The following is an 18,171-nucleotide window of genomic DNA, read 5'->3' as shown; positions in this document are numbered from 1 at the left end:
ATGCAGTTACATCCTAACGATAAATCTGCATTTAATCGTACTGAGATAAAAAACCTTCTCATCTCTAAGAAGGTTATTGGTTTGGGCAAAAAGTGGGATAATGATAGAGGACAACCGCAAAAGTTTTCCACAGTAATGCAGGTAGGGGACATTATCCTTATTAGAAGTGAGGGGCCTCTTGCATTAGTAAAGGTGATAGGTCAATGTTATGAAAATACAGATGATAGTATTTGGTTTGATCTAATTAGAGATGTCGAAATATTATCTTTGGATGGAAACATTTATAAAAATCAGTATAAGGCTGTATTTAGTTCCAGTTGGAACGATTCATTATATTTATCAACAACTATTGAAGTAGCAAATAGCTCAAAATTTATTAAATTTTGGTATCAAGATATATTTGGGAAAATTGAGATGGATAATGCAATTAATTTACTTTCTAGCAAGCATCAGATTGTATTACAAGGTCCTCCCGGTACTGGTAAAACTCGCTTAGCTAAATTGATTGCTGAAAAATTAATTCAACCATCGGTTATTGGTAGCCCAGAAGAAATTGTTGATAAACTACTAAGAGAATTTGATTCATCTAGTAATCAGGTTATAGCAGTTAGAGAGCAACATCGAAATATTCTCTCTGAATTCTTAGAGCAATTTCCTAAAGAACAATTAAATCAATTGTCATTAGATCAATATTGTACTGGGACAGGAGGGCGTAATAACTTTTGTTGGTGGATAGAAAGAGGGCTTCAGCCATTAGGATATTACTTCCCTGGCTCATCTCGTACATACCAAATATATTGGAAAAAAAGTACGCAGGAATATAGTAAACATGGATTTATTAAAAACGTCACTGATGATGACGTTGCTATGAAAGAAGTGGCACAAAAACTTCATAATTTGGTAAATCAGAGAAATCTTGATGAATTAGCAAAATATTTCGGTGATAGTTTCATGTTAAAAATTTTAAATACATACTATCCAACAGAGTATTTTCCTATAAATAGTGAAAAAATGATTAATCATGCTTTAAAAATTTTTAAAGTTGATTACTCAGCTCTAAATGTATTTGATAAAAATAAAAAACTATATGAGATTTATATAAATAAAAAAGAAAAATTTAATTTAGACATGACACCATTTGAATTTTCCAATTTGCTATCTTCTACGTTTAATTTAAAAGAAGGAAAGGATATTACTGAAAAAAATGAAGTGATAAGCCAAGGAGAGTATCAAATTGTACAATTCCATCCGGCGTATTCTTATGAGGATTTTGTCAGAGGGATTGTGGCGAAAACAGATGAAAATGGAAATATTGCTTATAACGTCGAAAACAAAGTTCTAGCGGCTTTTGCAAAGAAAGCTCAAGATAATCCAAATGGAAAATATGTATTAATTATTGATGAAATAAATCGAGCCAATTTGCCATCAGTACTTGGGGAGTTGATTTATGCTTTAGAGTATAGAGGCGAAGCTGTAACAACGATGTATGAGCTTGAGGAAGACAGACAAATAATTTTGCCAAAGAATTTATACATTATTGGTACTATGAATACGGCTGACCGATCGGTAGGTCATATTGATTATGCAATAAGAAGACGATTTGCATTTGTTGATGTACAACCTAATGAGACTATTATTGAAAATCAAAAAGCTAAAAATATTTTCAAATATTTAGATTTATTATTCAAAGAGCATCTATCACCCGACTTTAAAAAAGATGATGTCATGATTGGGCATAGTTATTTCTTAGTACAAGATGATAACCAACTAAGAATGAAATTAGATTATGAAATTAAACCAATTTTAAAAGAATATTTGAAAGATGGAATTTTACTAGATTCTGCTGAAGTGCATATTGACAATTTAAAGGTCTAAAGTGAATTTACATCAAACATTTGAACACTTACCTCTCAATATTACAGTAGATAATTTGGCAGATGCGAAAGAAATACATTTTTGTCATAACAAGGAAAAAAAGTGTATAGAGCTTGAATTTTCTCAAGCTGGGATTATCTTGCACACCAATTATTATATTGGTGTTGATTGGCTCAAAAAAAATGATACGGCAGTTTATGTAGCCCCAAAATTGAATGAGGCGACAAGAGAAACTGACTATTTTAAAATGTTATTCTCATGTTTGAAGCATTCAGAAATAGCAGAGCTTTCTAAGAGCTTGTATGATATTAAATTTGATGAACCATATATCGAGATTAATCAAAAACAGGATTTAATTACTCCACTATTAATGATTAAGTATTTGCAAATTCTCAAATCTATAGTACGTAAAGGGTTGAAAAAATCCTATTATCAAGTAGAGCAAAATTTAAGTTCTAGGATTAAAGGTAAGGTACTTGTTTCAAAGACTTTAAAGCAAAATATCTTAAAGAATAGACCAAATAAGACCATATGTAATTTCGAGGTTTATGGTGTTGATTCTATTGAAAATAAAATTCTAAAGTCTGCTTTGAAATTAACAGATAAATATTTAATGAATTATAGACAATTCTCTGAGTATTTTGTGCCGCTCTTAAATTTTTCTAAGCCAGCTTTTCATGAAGTAGATGATTCAAATTTTGATTTGAATATACTTAAAAAAACTAAACCGAATGCTTTTTATAAGGAATATAAAGATGCTCTTGATTTAGCGAAAATGATTATTAGGAGGTTTGGTTATAATCTTAAAAAGGTCGATGAAAAGGTGGTAAGCGTTCCACCTTTTTGGATTGATATGCCTAAACTTTTTGAATTTTATGTATTAGGGTTATTAAAAGAACGATATGGCAGTCAAATTAAATTCCAAGCCAAGGGTAATTATGGTGAGCCAGATTTTCTTTTGGTATCTCAATCTGAAAAGATGGTGATTGATACAAAATATAAAAAGATTTATCAAAATAATGAACAACAGCAAGATCGTTATAATTCTGATGATATACGACAAATAGCTGGGTACGCACGTGATAAAAAGATATTACAATGCCTTGGCTATAAAAATGAAGAAATACAAAATGTTGTTGTAGATTGTTTAATTATATATCCAGATCAGTACGCTGATGAAAAATTACCTGAGTCTTTAAAAGAACAGCCAATTGAGCAGTTCATAAAATTTTATAAAGTACCTGTAAAACTACCTACTTTATAAATCGGAAGAGATTTTTTGTACAATTAGGTTCAGAAAGGGCTCTTGAGCAATATAATTTACAGATGAAGAAGCCAGCGCCTAAAATGTACTAGCTTACAACCAATTGCTCCACAATTGTCAGTAACAAATACTCGTAAATGATCTGCCACACTTTATTTACACAGTATCATTATTCATCAAAGTAAAACAATAAAAATTTAAGTTAATTCATTGGTTTATGGTTAATGGGTTTTGGTAGGGTTGAACTCTAGCGAGTTCAACTCCCGCCATATTTTAAAGTGTAGAGAACAAAACTTTTTAGTTCGGTTTACTATCTATACATTCTAGTTGACTTGTCTGTTAAATATTCACGATTGAAAATAATATTTTTCACATCGTCAGAAAGAATATGATTTTCAATTTTCTGCATAGCATCCCTTAAGTCTTTCGCATCAATCTGTGTGTAATCAGCTGTAATATCTGAGTCATCTTGATAAGAATGATTGATCAAAGCCTTAACGGTATACATCCCAATACCACAACGGTTTGCAATAGACGTAAATGTGCGTCTTAAATCATGAAAGGTAAATGCTATTCCTGTAGTTTTGGTAATCTTATGACGAACATGCCTGCGATCTTTGATATGGTTTTGATTATTCGTTGCTGGGAAGACATACTTAGAGCCGTTCGAATATTTATTTCGTTGTTTAAAGATATGCAGTAGTGTTTCACCTAAAGGTAAGAGTAGGTCTTCTCCATTTTTGGGATTAATAATTTTTAAGGTCCCGTACTTTAAGTCAATATTAGCCCATGCAAGTTGCTCAACTTCAGTGCGCCTAAGACCAGTGAGTACAAATGTTAGAAGGAAGTCTTGATTCAAATACCCATATTCATTCGCTTTTTCATTTCCTCGCCATTGGGTTTGAACGATCGCTGATACCCAATCTGCTTGTTGTTCACTGTTGATATAATTTTTTCTAGGTTTTAATTTGTTAAAAAGGTCATTCTGATAAAGAATCTGAACTGGACTAAATTCTGTGATAAGTGGTTGGTTATTATTAGTCAGTCTTTTTCGGTGGTAGTTATAAATTGCAGAAAATAGCTTAAGGGTAATATTGGCATGAGACTTATTGGTTTGCGATATTTCAGCATGCTTACCAACCACCATTTGCATAGTTATCTCTGTAATTTTTAAATGGTGCCAATCTTTTAAGTACAGATTCATATCTCGATCATATATAGCAACTGTATTAGGCTTTAACTCTGATTTGGCTTCGATATAGTGCCTATACGCATCTATTACAGTCGGAATTTTTTGATGGTTTATACGTTCCTGAGAAGCTTTTTGACGTAGCTGTTCTTTTTTTTCATTAGGGTTTATGCCTTGGGACATCTCTAGAAGATACTCGGTCGCTTTTTGCCTTGCTGTTTCCGGTGTATAAAGACCATGGTCACCAATAGTCACACGACAGGGGGAACCATTTGGCATCTTCTTTTCCACAGTATAGACAAGAGAATGACGAGTTGCTCTGATGGCAAAGCCAACAAGTTTGTTATCTCGATAAAAGATTTGTTTCCCATTCGTGATATCAAAGCAATATTGTTTTGACTGTTTTAGTGTTTCATCCACATGTGGGTCGTTCAATTCTTTAATCAGATTTTTAACGAACGATAGGGTAATGAGAACTTTTTTGTTTGACACTTTTTCATTTCCTAACAGCACCAGCTGCATAAGTGATTAGATCTTTGGTATACATGGAGTATACAAAGCGCTAGAAAATGAAAATTGATTTGGTGGGGATTTTTGAAATTTTGTTCGTGGTTGTTATAAAACAATCACTTAAAAGCACTCCGAAGATGCCGCTGCATGTCGTTACCCTGAACCCGATGAGTTCAAGGTGGACGCGACGTATACTTGCTGGGCTTCCCACTCAGGGTGGGCATGCACTCTAAATATACAGAACGCAATCCATAAGTTTAAGTATCGGCAGGGGAATAGACCTGCTGGCGAACACCTCAGAGTTAGACTCAGTATAAAGGATTCAGCTTTAGACGCAAACCTATCGGCCTACAGAACTGTAAATTTAAGTGTCATTTGCACAGGCTTTATGCAAGTCAAAGCCTTATTCGGTCAGTGTTTCGACTTCTTCCAGAATTGTGGCCAGCAAGCGTTCACAATGGGCATATTCCTGCAGGGACTTGTTCATTGACAGCACTTCCTGCATCAGCTCTAAAGCCACCATAATAATCAGCTTGCTTGGTTCCATACGTGGTGCTTTACGACGGAATTCATCATATTTTTCATTCAGCAATTCTGCTGCACGTTCCAGATCCGGCCGTTTTTCAAGAGTCGTGGCCAGCTTGAAACTGTGTCCTAAAACGCGTAAATCTACAGGAATTTGTTCACTCATGCTTAAGCTTCCTCGCTGACATCAGTTGGATGGGCCAATTGCTGAATTTCCTGGGCATTCTGGTCTTGTGCAGTTCCTAAAATGGCCAGACGCTGAATAATTGCCTCAACTTTGGCTTTGGCATGCTCATTCTTCTGCAATAAACGCTCACGTTCTTGCTGCAAAGATTGCACATTCTGCAAAGTCTGACGCTGTTCATTCTGCAGTTTTTCTTTAATGACGCGTAGCTCGTTACGTTCGGCCAGCAATTCCTGAAAGCGGTTTTTAAGATCGGTGCAGCTTTTTTCCAGACGGCTATAACGGTCCGCCAATGCGGTCGCATCCTGATTTAACTGCTGAAATTGGGCCTGACTGGTGCTGAGCTGTTCACTTAAAGACTCAATTTCTTCTTGTTTTTGGGTAATCACCCCATTTCTTTGCACAATTTGTGCATGATGCTGCTCTTCAGCCTGTTGCTTGGCTTCAGCTAAAGATTGAGTTTCACTCTCATAATGCGCAAGTCGTGTTTTTAAAACACCAATATGCGCCTGTAGACGCTGTAATTCTTCTAACATATCGTGGTCGCACAGTCTTGCAAACAAAGGTAATATATACGAAGTATAGAGATTGGATAAGCGAATGCAAGACGATATTTCAGGTTGGTCCGAATGGTACCGCAATTTTTCTATGATTGAAGAAATTTCAAGTCCAAGTGAGTTACATGGTTTACTGACCGGTATAGTTTGTGTGACAAATGCACCAACTGAAGCCGAGTGGCAACAGATTCTGGCAACCCTGAATGTGCCCGAACTCAGCCCGGAAGCGCTGGATATTTTAACCGGTGAAGCGGAAGATGTAGCGCATGCTTTATCTGAAGATGAACTGGATTATCTGCCCCTGTTACCGGATGATGAACACGTATTACAAGAGCGGGTACAGGCGCTGGCTGACTGGTGTGCCGGCGTGGTACTGGGCTTTGGCCTGGCGTCCGGACATATCCGCAGCGATGAGCTGGAGCTGATTGAACATCTGCAAGATGTGGCAGCAGTCGAGTTTGAAGACTCGGACAATGACGAAGAAGGCGAAGAAAGCTATCAGGAATTATATGAATTTGTCCGCCTGATTCCGGTCAGCCTGTCGGTTGGCCGCAAGAAAATAGCGGTTGATGAAAGTTCTTTGTTACAAAACGTACATGCCAAGTCACGTCAGGTGGCTGCGCCAGAAAGCGGCAGTATTGTTGAAATGTTTACCCCACATCGTCCGAGCTGATTCGGGCGATACCATCCTCCCTTTATTTAGGCTGCGAAGAAAAATTAATGAAGAAACTGACCCAGGTAGAATTTAAAGAACGTCGTGACCGTCTGGCTGAACTGATGGGACCACACAGTATTGCCATTATTGCCACCAGTCCGGTGGCCATGCGTAACCGGGATGCTGACTATAAATATCGAACGGACAGCAGTTTCTTCTACTTGACCGGCTTTGCAGAACCTGAAGCGGTCGCGGTCATTGAAACCTATGAATCTATAGATGAAGGCTATACCTATAGCCTGTTTTGCCGCGAACGTAACCGGGAGATGGAAATCTGGAATGGCTATCGTGCTGGTATTGATGGTGCCATTGAACAGTATGAGGCCGATGAAGCCTATGCCATTGACCTGCTCGATGAAGAAATTCTGGAAAAACTGCTGGATAAAGACCAGCTCTTTTACCGTATTGGACAGAATGCCGAATTTGATGCGCGGGTGGCCAAATGGATTGCAGCTGCCAATGGCGAAAGCCGCCGTGGCACCTCGGCACCAGCGCAGGTGGTGCAGCTCGACCGTCTGGTCGATGAAATGCGTTTGCACAAAGACACCAAAGAGCTGGAACTGATGCAAATTGCGGCAGATATTTCTGCCGAAGCGCATACCCGGGCCATGCAAACGGTACGCCCCGGCATGATGGAATATGCGCTGGAAGCCGAACTGAACTATGTATTTGGCCGAAATGGCTGTGTTCCATCTTATAACAGTATTGTTGGCGGCGGTGAAAATGCCTGCATTCTGCACTATGTAGAGAACGACAAAGAACTGAAAGATGGCGATTTGGTGTTAATTGATGCCGCCTGTGAATATCAGTTCTATGCTTCAGATATTACCCGGACCTTTCCGGTGAATGGCAAATTCAGCCCCGAGCAAAAAGCGCTGTATAACCTTGTACTAGATGCTCAGCTTGCAGCAATTAATGCCGTACAGATTGGCAACTCCTATAAAGAACCGCATTATGTTGCGGTACGTATTCTGGTGCAGGGCCTGCTTGATTTAGGCATTATGCAGGGTGATCTGGACGAGATTATTGCGTCAGAAAGCTATCGTCAGTTCTATATGCATGGTACAGGCCACTGGCTGGGCATGGATGTGCATGATGTCGGAACTTATAAGGTTGATGGCGAATGGCGTGCTTATGAAGCCGGTATGGTGGTTACGGTTGAGCCGGGTCTATACATTGCCCCGGATGATGAAACGGTAGATCCAAAATGGCGTGGCATTGGCATCCGGATTGAAGATGATATTGTCGCGACCAAAAATGGACCACTGAACTTAACTGCGAAAGTAGTGAAAACTGTAGACGAGATTGAAGCGTTGATGGCTGCGACCAAATAAAAGCCGTACAGCTCAAAAGCCGGTCAGAAGATCGGCTTTTTTGATTTTGAATTAGCGTTAATGGATTAAATAGAGATAGACATCCAGACTAATTAACGAAAATATGCCAAACCCATTTAAAAATATTGCCAACGCTATGAGGAAATACATAGCCTAAAACAAAACAGCAAATGACTGTAAAAATTACAATATGGGTTGAGCTTATTGTAAGGCTGAGATAGAGGGATGAAAAAATTGCTAACCCTAGCCCCAAAAAAATCCCGGCGACAGCGTAGTAAAATGCTGTAATAAAACGTTCAGTATGATCCATTTATTATCCTAACATTCTAATTATTTTAAGAAATTATAGTATGGCTTTTAGATTGAATAATAGAAGACTTAACTTGCGGCCGGAAAGCCATGAAACATCCATTGTATGCCCCACAACAGAACCAAGATTAAAACGACTAAAAAGATAAGTTCTAATTTCTTCATGTTTTAAATTTTCTACAATGAATAGCATACAGCTGATACGAATTCTTTAATTTATTTTATCTACGTTAGGGCTGTCGCTTGCTCAGCTTAAGTCTAGCGCTCCAGGCTTTGTATAGGTGTTATATTGCATACCATTCCAGTGTCATCTTATGGAATAACATCTTTTAAACGGGATTTATGGTCAGAACACGCAAGCGCTGAAGCTCAGAAATTCCAGCCATCCACACGAATCATTATAAAAATCCAATCCCTTGATGTAATATAAAATCAATCATGATTAAGATGTATCTAAACTTTTGAGATACCACAAATAAGGATTCAAGCATGCAACAAGAAGTCATCATCGTGGGCGGCGGTATGGTGGGGCTGAGTTTGGCGCTCATGTTGGCCAAATCCAATATTGCGGTCAAACTGCTCGAAGCAATTCAATACCCGAATTATGATGATGCCAATCTTGCCCCGTATCACTCCAGTTTTGATGCACGAAACAGTGCGCTGTCGCGTCGTAGCGTACAGATTTATCAGGAACTGGGCCTATGGGATGCCTTGCAGGAACATGCTGTCCCGATTCTGGAAGTGCACATTACCGAGCAGGGCAGTTTTGGGAAAGCGCGTCTGCAAGCCGAACAGGAAAAAGTCGAAAGTTTTGGACAGGTGATTGAAAATGCCTGGTTAGGCCGGGTGTTGCTGACTCAGGTGCGCGCAGAGCCTTTAATTGAACTGATTGATGGGGTAAAAGTCACCTCGCTGACCCAAGATGCAGATCTGGCTTATCTGGAAGCGCAGCGTGGAAGTGAAGTCTTAAAACTGCAATCCAAACTGGTGATTGCTGCCGATGGCCGCGATTCATTCTGCCGTAAAGCCCTAGGCATTGGGGTGGATGAACATGATTATGATCAGGTCGCCATTGTAACCACCGTACAAACCTCTAAACCACACAATCATGTCGGTTTTGAGCGTTTCAGTCCTTTAGGTCCGCTGGCGTTATTGCCTTTGCCGGGCGAATATCGTCGTTCGGTGGTCTGGCCGGTGAAAAAAGGCACGGAACATGAATGGCTGGGGGAAGACAATGACCAGCATTTCCTCGATGCCTTGCAGCAGACTTATGGCGATCGGGCTGGAAAATTCCAGAAAACCGGGCGCCGTTTTAGCTTCCCGCTCTCGCAAGTGCTGGCAGAAAAACAGGCTGTGGGCCGAGTAGTACTGATGGGCAATGCGGCACATACTATTCACCCGGTGGCTGGACAGGGCTTTAACCTGTGTATGCGCGATGCTTATGTGTTGGTGCGTTATTTAAAAGAACAGCTGGCTCAACAGGCCGATTTGGGCGATGCCGCCATGCTGCAAGATTATGAAAAATCCCGTCTGACCGATCAGCAGCGCGTGATCAAATTCTGTGACAGCGTGGTGCGTGGCTTTAGTAACCAGAATCTGGTGCTGAAACTGCTCAGAAATACCGGTCTGATTGCCTTTGATACCATTCCGGGAATTAAACCACTTGTTGCCAACTATGCCATGGGACTAAAAGCATGAACCAGACAGCACACGTATTAGATGCCGTTATTGTGGGTGGTGGTTTGGTCGGTGGCTTAACTGCATTATTACTGGCCCAAGGTGGGGTGCAAGCCACGGTGCTGGATGCCGCCCCAATTCTGGATGCAGAAAAAACCTTAAGTATGGCCAATCCGCGCGTACTGGCTTTAAGTCAGGCCACCATCCATCTGCTAAAAACCGTCGGTGTTTGGGACAAACTGGCGCGTCAGCAGCCTTATACTGGCATGCAGGTCTGGAATAAAAATGGCTATGGCGAAATCAATTTTGGTCAGCCGGCAGAAAAAACACCCGGAGTGGACCAGGCGCTGGGTTCGATGGTGGAGCCGAGTATTTTAAATCTGGCCATTCAGCAAACCATGCTGACGCAGATTCAGGATTATCGCACCCAGGTCAAAGTGACCCGGATTGAGCAGGGCATTGGCGTCTGGCATATTTTCCTGGCCGATGGCACAAAACTGACGACCACACTGTTAATTGGCGCAGATGGGGCCAATTCCTTTGTCCGCGAACAGGCCTTTATTGATCTGGATGTGCTGGATTATCAGCAGGCAGGCATCAGTTGTGCCATCCGAACTGCCCAGCCGCATCAGCATGTGGCGCGCCAGATTTTTCTGGAAACCGGTCCGCTGGCATACCTGCCGATGAGCAGCCTCAAGCCTGAACAGGATGGCCATTGGCAATCTATTGTCTGGACGCTACCAGAGGATTATGCAGAAGAATATGCTGCATTATCCGATCAGGAATTTACCCAGCTGTTGACCCGTGAAAGCCATCATATGTTGGGTCAAGTACTGGAAGCTACACCACGTGCCCGTTTCCCTTTAAAAGCCCGTGCTGCGCAGCACTATGTCGCGCCGGGACTGGCACTCATTGGCGATGCGGCGCATGTGATTCATCCACTGGCCGGGCAGGGCGTCAATATTGGCTGTCTGGATGCCGCAGTCTTGTGTGATGTTCTGCTGCATGACCGGGCACGTGGGGTCTGGGCGCATGAGCAGACCTTGAAGCGTTATGAGCATCGTCGTAAAGGTCAAAATGATGCAATGATGCACAGCATGTCTGCAATAGGCTGGCTGGAAACCACCCAGTTATTCCCGCTGGTCTGGGGACGTAATTTTGGCTTGAAGCAGGTTGAACAGCTGCCGGTGTTAAAGGATGCTTTTATGGCGCAGGCCAATGGTTTGCATCTGCTGAAAGACACGCGGTATGCGGTCTAGCTAGAAATAGTTATTTTTTAAACATTCATTAATACATGATTACGAATTTGGTTAAAAAAGACACGATTTTTTTGTCTTTACCTCTAGGCGAAAGGCGCAGAGATTGATAAATTTCTTCCTAATTGCATGACAACGTTCACCAGGACTCAATTGAGGTCATTTGCGGGGAGATTAAAATGACGGATATGAACGATTATGATGATGTAGAAGATACCACCGTCGATGACGATGAGGCAAAAGCGGCTGAAAAAGGTGCACTGGACAGCGAAGATGCCGTAAACGATGGTGATGTGGCGGAAGCAGAAACCTTAACCGTAACCGCTAAACAGAAGCAACGCCAAGCGTTAGAAGATGAAATTGCGGCCTTCTTGGCACGTGGGGGAAAAATTACTGAAGTCCCACCAGATGAGGCTGCACGCCAATAAGAAAAAAGCATCACTCCGGTGATGCTTTTTTATTGCGAATCAACAGCCAGAATCAGTCATCATTGTTCTGGTTCAGTTCCAGCGCACGCTGATAGGCCACTTTTTTCTTGATCCCGGTTAAATCGGCGGCCAGCTGTGACGCTGCTTTCACCGATAAATCCTGTAGCAGTCGGGTGAGCAGCTGATCCAGCTTTTCCTGCTCCAGATCTTTTTCCGCGGTTGCACCACCCACCACCAGTACAATTTCACCTTTTTGCTGATGATGATCGGCTTCAATAAAACTGACCAGCTCACCCAGCGTCATCTTCTTGATGGTTTCAAAGGTTTTGGTAATTTCACGGGCAAAACCGACCGGGCGCTCGGCGCCAAAAATACTGGCCATATCTTTAACGCTGTCCAGAATCCGGTGTGGCGCTTCATAAAAAATCAGGGTCGCGGTTTGATCTTTAAGTTTTTCCAGACTCAAGATGCGCTGTGACTGCTTTGACGGTAAAAAGCCTTCAAAGCTAAAGCGGTCACTCGGTAAACCAACGGCACTGAGCGCTGCAATTGCGGCACAGGCTCCCGGAACCGGAATCACCCGGATATTATGTTCTTGTGCGGCGCGGACCAGTTTAAAACCGGGGTCGCTAATTAGTGGGGTACCGGCATCACTAATCAGGGCCATATTTTCGCCGTTCAGCAGGCGCTGAACCAATATATCAATTTTGTTACTTTCATTGTGTTCATGGCACGCCGTTAACGGAGTTGATATATTATAGTGCTTTAATAATTGAGCAGAGGTCCGAGTATCCTCTGCCGCAATAATATTTACAGACTTTAGAACATCAATCGCCCGATAGGTCATGTCGTCTAAGTGCCCAATTGGGGTGGCTACAACAAATAACTGAGCACTCATTAGGTTTCTCCATGTTTAGGCAAATTATTAATAACAATAAAAGACAGCTTCAAAAAGTAATTATCACCACGGCGCTGTTGGGCGCAGGACTTTCAGTTGCCCAGGCCGAGATTCTGGTCATTCTACCTGAATCGGGTCCTATGGCGCGAGCCGGTTTCAGTATTCAGCAGGGTTTTATGCACGCTTATCAGGCATCGGGTGAGAAAATGCCGGTTAAATTGATTAATTCCGAGCAGCGCAAAATTGGTCCCTTGCTGCGTCAGCATGTCAATGCCAAGACCCGGGTGGTGATTGGACCTTTGGCACGTGCCGATGTCGAACAGTTAGTTGCACTGCGGCCCAAAGTGCGTACACTGGCCTTAAACGAGGTGATCCAGCAGCATCCACGGGTGTTACAGTTTAGCCTGTCAAAAAAAGATGATGCGCAGACCTTAAAACAGCTGTTCCAGAAAGATCAGATCAATCATTTGTATATTCTGCGTGAACCCGGCACCGAAGCTGAACATGAGCTGTTATTGATGTCTCTGGTGTCGCAGCTGGATTATCCGGTGGAGGTGGTAGACAGTCCGCCTAGGTGGCTGAAACGTCAGCAGGGGGTGTTATTGCTGGGTTCGAATGGCTGGATCAATCGCCAGAACAGGTTGCCCAAAAAGCGCTTATACAGTCTGGCCAATGCCGTCGAGTCACAGCAGCAGTTACCGCAAGGCCTGCAGTTTTGTGATGCGCCGGCTTTATATCAGTCCCAATGGGCAGATGTACAGGCCGGGATTCAGGCGGCCAAGGCGGAACACTTTTCTTTTCAGCGGCTGGTGGCCTTTGGTGGAGATGCCTGGCAGATCGCCAATTATTATCTGAAACAGCCACAATTAAACCGCATCGAGTTTGAAGGGCGAACCGGTTTAATCCGGATTCAGGACAACCAGATTCAGCGTATTCCGAAATGTTATGTGCAGCAGAAACAGCTGGTGCAGATCCTGTAAATGGCCAGTCAGCGCGCGCGTCTAGGCCAGTGGGCCGAACAGCAGGCTGCAATGTTATTAGAGCAGCAGGGTTATCAGATTCTGGCGGCCAATTACCATTGCCGTTATGGTGAAATCGACCTGATTGCCCGGCAGGATCAGCAGCTGGTGTTTGTGGAGGTAAAGGCGCGATCTTTTAGCGATTATGGCCGGGCGGTGGAGGTGGTTTCCATCTCCAAGCAGCAAAAGCTGATAAAAACTGCGCTGACCTATTTGAGCAATTCTGCACAATTACAGGATTTTTATTGTCGATTTGATGTGATTTGTTTTGATTTTACTGAACAAATTGCAAAAACAGTACAGCAAGATTTTTCCAGTTTCACGTATGATCTGCAATGGATTGAAAATGCTTTTACTTTTGATTCAGAGTTCATTAATCTTTGAAGAGAATTGAAGCAAAGATGCTTGAAAACAGAAATGAATAAGTAATGAGGAGTCTTGCTGAGTGTTAAATCGTATCGCAATCACAGTGCTGTGTGTGGCAAGTTTATCCGGCTGTGCAAGTTTTATTTCCAGTGGTACGGGTTCTGCACCTGTAGGAACGGAAAGTGGCGCACGCTCACTTGGCCAGGTCTTTATTGATAACTCCATTGAACGTACAGCAAAAATTAATTTATATAAGCTGGATGCCCGTTTTAAACAGTCACGCGTTAATATTGAAAGTTTCCACGGCAATGTATTGCTGACCGGTCAGGTGCCAGATGCACATCTGAAGCAGTTGGCGGAAGACAATGTACGCGCCATGAGCGATGTCAAAACCGTACACAACTATATTACCGTGGGCAACCAGATTGGTTATAGCACCATCATGCAGGACACCACCGTGACCGCCAATACCCGTGGCCTGATTATGAAAGCGCCGGTGGTTTCTGACAGTAAAGTGCGAATTCACACCGAAGATGGCGTGCTGTATGTGATGGGCCGTTTGAATAATGCGGAAATCGCCGATTTAAATCAGGTGTTACAGCAGGTTGGTAATGTCACCAAAATTGTGACCTTAATTGACAATATTGAAGCCTCACAGGCCACATCTTCTGGTTTTGCCAGCCCGATGATGAATGTACAGCCGGATGTACAAACCCCGGTCGCCATTGATCCGGACCAAATCGAGCCAACGAATGCGCTCTAAGTTGTTCCAGTTTAAAACGCAGCTGCAATATCGTCTGGTTCAGGCCAAAAGTGTATATCAGGAATTCCGCCTGTATGATTTTGGCAGTTATGCCCTGAACCGGTTGACCCCACGCCAGGGCTATACCGTAGAGAACGATCTGGCTTATGGAACGAATGAACGCCATCAGCTGGACTTGTACCGGACTGCCCAGCCACGTCCCCAGCAGCCGTTAATTGTTTTTGTTCATGGTGGTGCCTGGTCACGGGGCGATAAAAAAGACTACCGCTTTGTTGGCGAAGCTTTTGCCCAGCAGGGTTTTGATGTTGCCGTCATTAATTATCAACTGGCGCCGCAGAATATTTTTCCGGTCTATATTGATGACCTGACTTTGGCACTAAACTATATGCATGATCAGCAGGCAGAGTTAAGGATTAACACTGATCAGATTATCCTGATGGGGCACTCGGCCGGTGCATTTAATATCATGTCGGTGCTGTATCATCCGCAGCCTTATGCGCTGAACTGCCGAGACAATATTCGGGCTGCGATTGGCTTGGCTGGTCCCTATCATTTTGACTATAAAGATGATCCGCTTTGTGCCGATGCATTTGATCAGACCATTCCTTATCATGATGTGATGCCGTATTACTTTGTGGAAAGTAATCACATTCGTCACTATTTGCTGGTGGCTGAGAATGACCAGATTGTGCATTTGAGTAATGCGGTTGATTTTGATCATGTGCTAAACAAGCATGGCAATCATAGTCAGCTGATCACCATTCCACGCACCGGGCATGTCAGTATTATGGGCTCGGTATCGAGTCTGTTTAGCCGTTATTTTAAGACCAAGCACACGATTATGCAGGCGCTGGAAGAAACGCTAAATTCCTGAGTAGTGTCTCTTTAGAGCCAGGCTTTGCTGTCGTCGGCGACGGCAGAGCCTTCGGTCACGTGTTTGATCATGGCATGGGCGATACTGCCTTTGAATGGAATATTCGGCAGCTGATCAAATTTAAAGAATTGTGCGTCGCTGATTTCTTCTTCCTGTAACTGCAGTTCACCACCGGCATATTCGGCTTTAAAGGCAATCATCAGGTTGCTTGGAAAAGGCCAGGGCTGACTGGCCAGATACTGAATATTCTTTAGCTGGATACCGACTTCTTCCGCGGTTTCACGGCGTACCGCTTCTTCCAAGGTTTCTCCCACCTCAACAAAACCGGCAATCAGGCCATACATATTGGTGGTGTTTCGCGCATTTTTGGCCAGCAGAATTTCATCTTCACCGCGGGTAATGACGGTAATGACACAGGGTTGTACACGTGGATATTGGCGATACTGGCAGACCGGGCAAACCATGGCATATTCGGTGGCATGCGCTTCGGTTGGATGGCCGCAGTGGCTGCAAAAACGGTGATTACGACGCCATTCTAGCAACTGGATTGAACGGCTGGCCTGTTCAAATTCGGCACTGTTCCAGAACTGTAACAGCTGGCGAATTGGCAATAATTGATAGCCTTCAGGAATGGGCTCATCGGGGAGTAAGTCGCGGGCAATCACCTGATTGCCCGTAGACAGGTCACTTGCTAATTTTTCAACTCGGGGCAGTTGAAACTGTTCATCGACCAGCAATTGCTGTTGGTGAAAAATATAGGCAAGTGAGAGTTCAGACATTAGGCTACAGCTTTCAGTTTTTCGCTACTTGCCAATGCTACATCAAACATCGACTGTAAAACAGGCTGTTTGTTTTTTAAATTGTCAATCAGCATGTCGGCACCGGCCAAGGTGTCTAACACGGCATTCAGCTCGTCACTACTGAGCGTTTCACCGGCTTCGCATTTACGATAGATAAAGTCAGCGGCAGTCAGCAGCGCCTGCTGGCCTTTTTCTTCATTCAGGAACAGCAGGGCACCGGCCACTTCACGCAGCTGGGTACAGGTGTTTTCCAATAAATGCACATCCTGATCCTGAACGTGCTGCACCAGAATCTGCTGAGCCAGATCAATTAAGGTTTTGGTTTCGCTCAGCAATACTTCATGCGCTTCATCTAAACGGTCCAGCGAAATGTGCATGTTGTTAACACGCAGCTGTAAACGGCTAGAAGTATGATGACGCTCCAGCACCCCAATCGAGTTCATCGCCGACAAAATGGTGTTCATCAGCTGCTGGGCAAAGCTTTCTTCTTTGAGCACTTCGGCCTGACTCAAGGCGTCGGCCTGAACCAGCAGATCACGGTGGGCTTCATTCAGGTTCAGTACTTTAAATATGTTGGCCAGATCTTTGAGCTTGGTTTGCAACTCCTGGGTTTTTTCAGGGGTCATGTTCTGGTAGTTGTATTCGATGTCATTGCGAATCTGCGCCATTTCGCTGGTCGCCAGAGCACTGATGGTCTGCATGGTTTCAAAATCCGGACCATACAGATGACGGCTGAAGACCTGTAACTGGGTGTCAGTCAGCAGGTCTTCACCAATATTCAGCTGTTCGCGGATGTGCTGGGCCACCTGATCTTCCTGGCTAATGCACAGGCTCAGGATGTTGGCCAGATCACTTAACTGGGCCTGGAAGCTGTCTGGTGCGGCAAAGTATTGACGCATATTCAGTTCAATACTGATTAAGGTGCGTAAACGTGGTTCATTCAGCAGCAGGTTATCAATCTGGTTTAACGCCACATAGACCAGATTCCAGTATTGTTGGCTTGGATGCTGGGCGGATAGACCGGCTAAATAGGTGCCGACCAGTTTCATGGCTTGCAGATCCAGCTCGGATTCTTCCTGCTTCAGCAGTTTGTACAGTGACAGTTTATACAGCTGATGCACATAGCCTGATTTTTCCAGACCGGGTGCTTGTGGCAATTTGAATTCCGGGTGAATACAGTCCAGCAGAGATTCAATATGCTGGCCTTCCTGGGTGAGTGGTTTACCCAAGGCACGTTCCAGACGGTTTAAGGTATCGAGCAGGAACTGTGGAATTTTAACTTCGCGCAGACAAATAAATTCGATGTAGCGCTTGAGCATGGTGGTGCCTTCACTTAAGGCAATCACGTCTTCAGTTTTAATTTGCGCCGGATTCCCCATAATCTTGCGCATTAATTCTGCTGAATATTGGGCAATTTTTGCCAGGCTCGACATATCAATCAGGGCCAGTACCTGGGCACATTGCTCAAACTGGTTAAGGGCATCATCAATCCCGAAAGGTAAAGTCTGATCTTCTGCCAAGGTGCTGACTGCGGATTCCACCAATTTGATTGAATTATCAACCTCATTTTTTATTATCAGTAACGCAGTCGGATCAAAATGAATAGAGGTTTGGTAAGACATGTATCT

The 18,171-nt window shown here is 43.2% G+C and carries 18 protein-coding genes and 1 other RNA gene; 11 read left to right on the top strand and 8 right to left on the bottom strand.

Going from position 1 to position 18,171, the window contains the following annotated elements; all coding sequences use genetic code 11:
• Both ACVLR6_RS09915 and ACVLR6_RS09910 read left to right on the top strand, forming a co-directional pair.
• Nucleotides 1-1,875 (top strand): AAA family ATPase, encoded by a 1,875-nt coding sequence (locus ACVLR6_RS09915; RefSeq protein WP_228279168.1) that lies wholly within the window; start codon nucleotides 1-3, stop codon nucleotides 1,873-1,875.
• Between the two features lies 1 nt (nucleotide 1,876).
• Nucleotides 1,877-3,139: an McrC family protein gene (locus tag ACVLR6_RS09910; protein WP_253097204.1), complete on the top strand. Its 1,263-nt coding sequence runs from the start codon at nucleotides 1,877-1,879 to the stop codon at nucleotides 3,137-3,139.
• 310 nt (nucleotides 3,140-3,449) lie between these two features.
• Here ACVLR6_RS09910 and ACVLR6_RS09905 read toward each other — a convergent pair whose 3' ends face one another.
• The 4 genes from ACVLR6_RS09905 to ACVLR6_RS09890 form a co-directional block, all read right to left on the bottom strand.
• Nucleotides 3,450-4,850 (bottom strand): tyrosine-type recombinase/integrase, encoded by a 1,401-nt coding sequence (locus ACVLR6_RS09905; protein WP_455995108.1) that lies wholly within the window; start codon nucleotides 4,848-4,850, stop codon nucleotides 3,450-3,452.
• 112 nt (nucleotides 4,851-4,962) lie between these two features.
• Nucleotides 4,963-5,144, bottom strand: a non-coding RNA gene (gene ssrS / locus ACVLR6_RS09900) — 6S RNA.
• 97 nt (nucleotides 5,145-5,241) lie between these two features.
• The gene (locus ACVLR6_RS09895) at nucleotides 5,242-5,529 is read right to left on the bottom strand and encodes a cell division protein ZapA (protein WP_160241133.1); all 288 of its coding nucleotides are present in this window, start codon (nucleotides 5,527-5,529) and stop codon (nucleotides 5,242-5,244) included.
• Between the two features lie 2 nt (nucleotides 5,530-5,531).
• Nucleotides 5,532-6,083, bottom strand: a complete 552-nt coding sequence (locus tag ACVLR6_RS09890; protein WP_005179239.1) for a hypothetical protein — start codon at nucleotides 6,081-6,083, stop codon at nucleotides 5,532-5,534.
• 64 nt (nucleotides 6,084-6,147) lie between these two features.
• Between ACVLR6_RS09890 and ACVLR6_RS09885 the strand changes: the two genes are divergently transcribed.
• Complete coding sequence (locus ACVLR6_RS09885) at nucleotides 6,148-6,777, top strand: UPF0149 family protein (protein ID WP_127798882.1); 630 nt, start codon at nucleotides 6,148-6,150, stop codon at nucleotides 6,775-6,777.
• A gap of 47 nt (nucleotides 6,778-6,824) precedes the next feature.
• Complete coding sequence (gene pepP / locus ACVLR6_RS09880; protein WP_160241135.1) at nucleotides 6,825-8,153, top strand: Xaa-Pro aminopeptidase; 1,329 nt, start codon at nucleotides 6,825-6,827, stop codon at nucleotides 8,151-8,153.
• 88 nt (nucleotides 8,154-8,241) lie between these two features.
• On the opposite strand, the gene ACVLR6_RS09875 is transcribed toward pepP, so the two are convergent.
• Nucleotides 8,242-8,463, bottom strand: a complete 222-nt coding sequence (locus ACVLR6_RS09875) for a hypothetical protein (RefSeq protein WP_455995107.1) — start codon at nucleotides 8,461-8,463, stop codon at nucleotides 8,242-8,244.
• A gap of 488 nt (nucleotides 8,464-8,951) precedes the next feature.
• Here ACVLR6_RS09875 and ubiH point away from each other — a divergent pair, with 488 nt between their 5' ends.
• The 3 genes from ubiH (at nucleotide 8,952) to ACVLR6_RS09860 (ending at nucleotide 11,823) form a co-directional block, all read left to right on the top strand.
• Nucleotides 8,952-10,160, top strand: coding sequence for a 2-octaprenyl-6-methoxyphenyl hydroxylase (gene ubiH, locus ACVLR6_RS09870; RefSeq protein WP_455995106.1), 1,209 nt, complete (start codon nucleotides 8,952-8,954; stop codon nucleotides 10,158-10,160).
• Nucleotides 10,157-11,398: an FAD-dependent monooxygenase gene (locus ACVLR6_RS09865; RefSeq protein WP_455995105.1), complete on the top strand. Its 1,242-nt coding sequence runs from the start codon at nucleotides 10,157-10,159 to the stop codon at nucleotides 11,396-11,398. Before ubiH ends, ACVLR6_RS09865 begins: the two co-directional genes overlap by 4 nt.
• 176 nt (nucleotides 11,399-11,574) lie before the next feature.
• On the top strand, nucleotides 11,575-11,823 hold the full coding sequence (locus ACVLR6_RS09860) for a hypothetical protein (protein ID WP_005179228.1): 249 nt from the start codon (nucleotides 11,575-11,577) through the stop codon (nucleotides 11,821-11,823).
• Nucleotides 11,824-11,875: 52 nt separating this feature from the next.
• Here the strand turns inward: ACVLR6_RS09860 and rsmI are convergent, their stop codons facing one another.
• Entirely contained in the window at nucleotides 11,876-12,721 is an 846-nt protein-coding gene (gene rsmI, locus ACVLR6_RS09855) for a 16S rRNA (cytidine(1402)-2'-O)-methyltransferase (protein ID WP_005179227.1), read from the bottom strand.
• Between the two features lie 11 nt (nucleotides 12,722-12,732).
• Between rsmI and ACVLR6_RS09850 the strand changes: the two genes are divergently transcribed.
• The 4 genes from ACVLR6_RS09850 (at nucleotide 12,733) to ACVLR6_RS09835 (ending at nucleotide 15,743) form a co-directional block, all read left to right on the top strand.
• The gene (locus ACVLR6_RS09850) at nucleotides 12,733-13,701 is read left to right on the top strand and encodes a penicillin-binding protein activator (RefSeq protein ID WP_160242956.1); all 969 of its coding nucleotides are present in this window, start codon (nucleotides 12,733-12,735) and stop codon (nucleotides 13,699-13,701) included.
• A complete protein-coding gene (locus ACVLR6_RS09845; RefSeq protein WP_455995104.1) occupies nucleotides 13,702-14,124 on the top strand; it encodes a YraN family protein in 423 nt (140 codons plus the stop codon).
• Nucleotides 14,125-14,185: 61 nt separating this feature from the next.
• The gene (locus ACVLR6_RS09840; RefSeq protein ID WP_016659235.1) at nucleotides 14,186-14,869 is read left to right on the top strand and encodes a BON domain-containing protein; all 684 of its coding nucleotides are present in this window, start codon (nucleotides 14,186-14,188) and stop codon (nucleotides 14,867-14,869) included.
• The gene (locus tag ACVLR6_RS09835; protein ID WP_168407933.1) at nucleotides 14,859-15,743 is read left to right on the top strand and encodes an alpha/beta hydrolase; all 885 of its coding nucleotides are present in this window, start codon (nucleotides 14,859-14,861) and stop codon (nucleotides 15,741-15,743) included. The genes ACVLR6_RS09840 and ACVLR6_RS09835 overlap by 11 nt, the downstream gene beginning before the upstream one ends.
• A gap of 11 nt (nucleotides 15,744-15,754) precedes the next feature.
• Here the strand turns inward: ACVLR6_RS09835 and nudC are convergent, their stop codons facing one another.
• Nucleotides 15,755-16,522, bottom strand: a complete 768-nt coding sequence (gene nudC / locus ACVLR6_RS09830) for an NAD(+) diphosphatase (protein ID WP_455995103.1) — start codon at nucleotides 16,520-16,522, stop codon at nucleotides 15,755-15,757.
• The gene (locus ACVLR6_RS09825) at nucleotides 16,522-18,165 is read right to left on the bottom strand and encodes a chemotaxis protein (RefSeq protein WP_455995102.1); all 1,644 of its coding nucleotides are present in this window, start codon (nucleotides 18,163-18,165) and stop codon (nucleotides 16,522-16,524) included. The genes nudC and ACVLR6_RS09825 overlap by 1 nt, the downstream gene beginning before the upstream one ends.
• Between the last annotated feature and the right edge of the window lie 6 nt (nucleotides 18,166-18,171).

Source organism: Acinetobacter sp. T63 (assembly GCF_053852345.1).
This window is presented reverse-complemented; position numbering and strand designations above follow the sequence as displayed.

Bases quoted from the DNA above. Each gene is read 5' to 3' on its own strand.
- ACVLR6_RS09915 (WP_228279168.1), top strand. From the start codon at position 1: ATGCAGTTACATCCTAACGATAAATCTGCATTTAATCGTACTGAGATA.
- ACVLR6_RS09905 (WP_455995108.1), bottom strand. From the start codon at position 4,850: ATGCAGCTGGTGCTGTTAGGAAATGAAAAAGTGTCAAACAAAAAAGTT.
- ACVLR6_RS09895 (WP_160241133.1), bottom strand. From the start codon at position 5,529: ATGAGTGAACAAATTCCTGTAGATTTACGCGTTTTAGGACACAGTTTC.
- ACVLR6_RS09890 (WP_005179239.1), bottom strand. From the start codon at position 6,083: ATGTTAGAAGAATTACAGCGTCTACAGGCGCATATTGGTGTTTTAAAA.
- ACVLR6_RS09885 (WP_127798882.1), top strand. From the start codon at position 6,148: ATGCAAGACGATATTTCAGGTTGGTCCGAATGGTACCGCAATTTTTCT.
- pepP (WP_160241135.1), top strand. From the start codon at position 6,825: ATGAAGAAACTGACCCAGGTAGAATTTAAAGAACGTCGTGACCGTCTG.
- ACVLR6_RS09875 (WP_455995107.1), bottom strand. From the start codon at position 8,463: ATGGATCATACTGAACGTTTTATTACAGCATTTTACTACGCTGTCGCC.
- ubiH (WP_455995106.1), top strand. From the start codon at position 8,952: ATGCAACAAGAAGTCATCATCGTGGGCGGCGGTATGGTGGGGCTGAGT.
- ACVLR6_RS09865 (WP_455995105.1), top strand. From the start codon at position 10,157: ATGAACCAGACAGCACACGTATTAGATGCCGTTATTGTGGGTGGTGGT.
- ACVLR6_RS09860 (WP_005179228.1), top strand. From the start codon at position 11,575: ATGACGGATATGAACGATTATGATGATGTAGAAGATACCACCGTCGAT.
- rsmI (WP_005179227.1), bottom strand. From the start codon at position 12,721: ATGAGTGCTCAGTTATTTGTTGTAGCCACCCCAATTGGGCACTTAGAC.
- ACVLR6_RS09850 (WP_160242956.1), top strand. From the start codon at position 12,733: ATGTTTAGGCAAATTATTAATAACAATAAAAGACAGCTTCAAAAAGTA.
- ACVLR6_RS09845 (WP_455995104.1), top strand. From the start codon at position 13,702: ATGGCCAGTCAGCGCGCGCGTCTAGGCCAGTGGGCCGAACAGCAGGCT.
- ACVLR6_RS09835 (WP_168407933.1), top strand. From the start codon at position 14,859: ATGCGCTCTAAGTTGTTCCAGTTTAAAACGCAGCTGCAATATCGTCTG.
- nudC (WP_455995103.1), bottom strand. From the start codon at position 16,522: ATGTCTGAACTCTCACTTGCCTATATTTTTCACCAACAGCAATTGCTG.
- ACVLR6_RS09825 (WP_455995102.1), bottom strand. From the start codon at position 18,165: ATGTCTTACCAAACCTCTATTCATTTTGATCCGACTGCGTTACTGATA.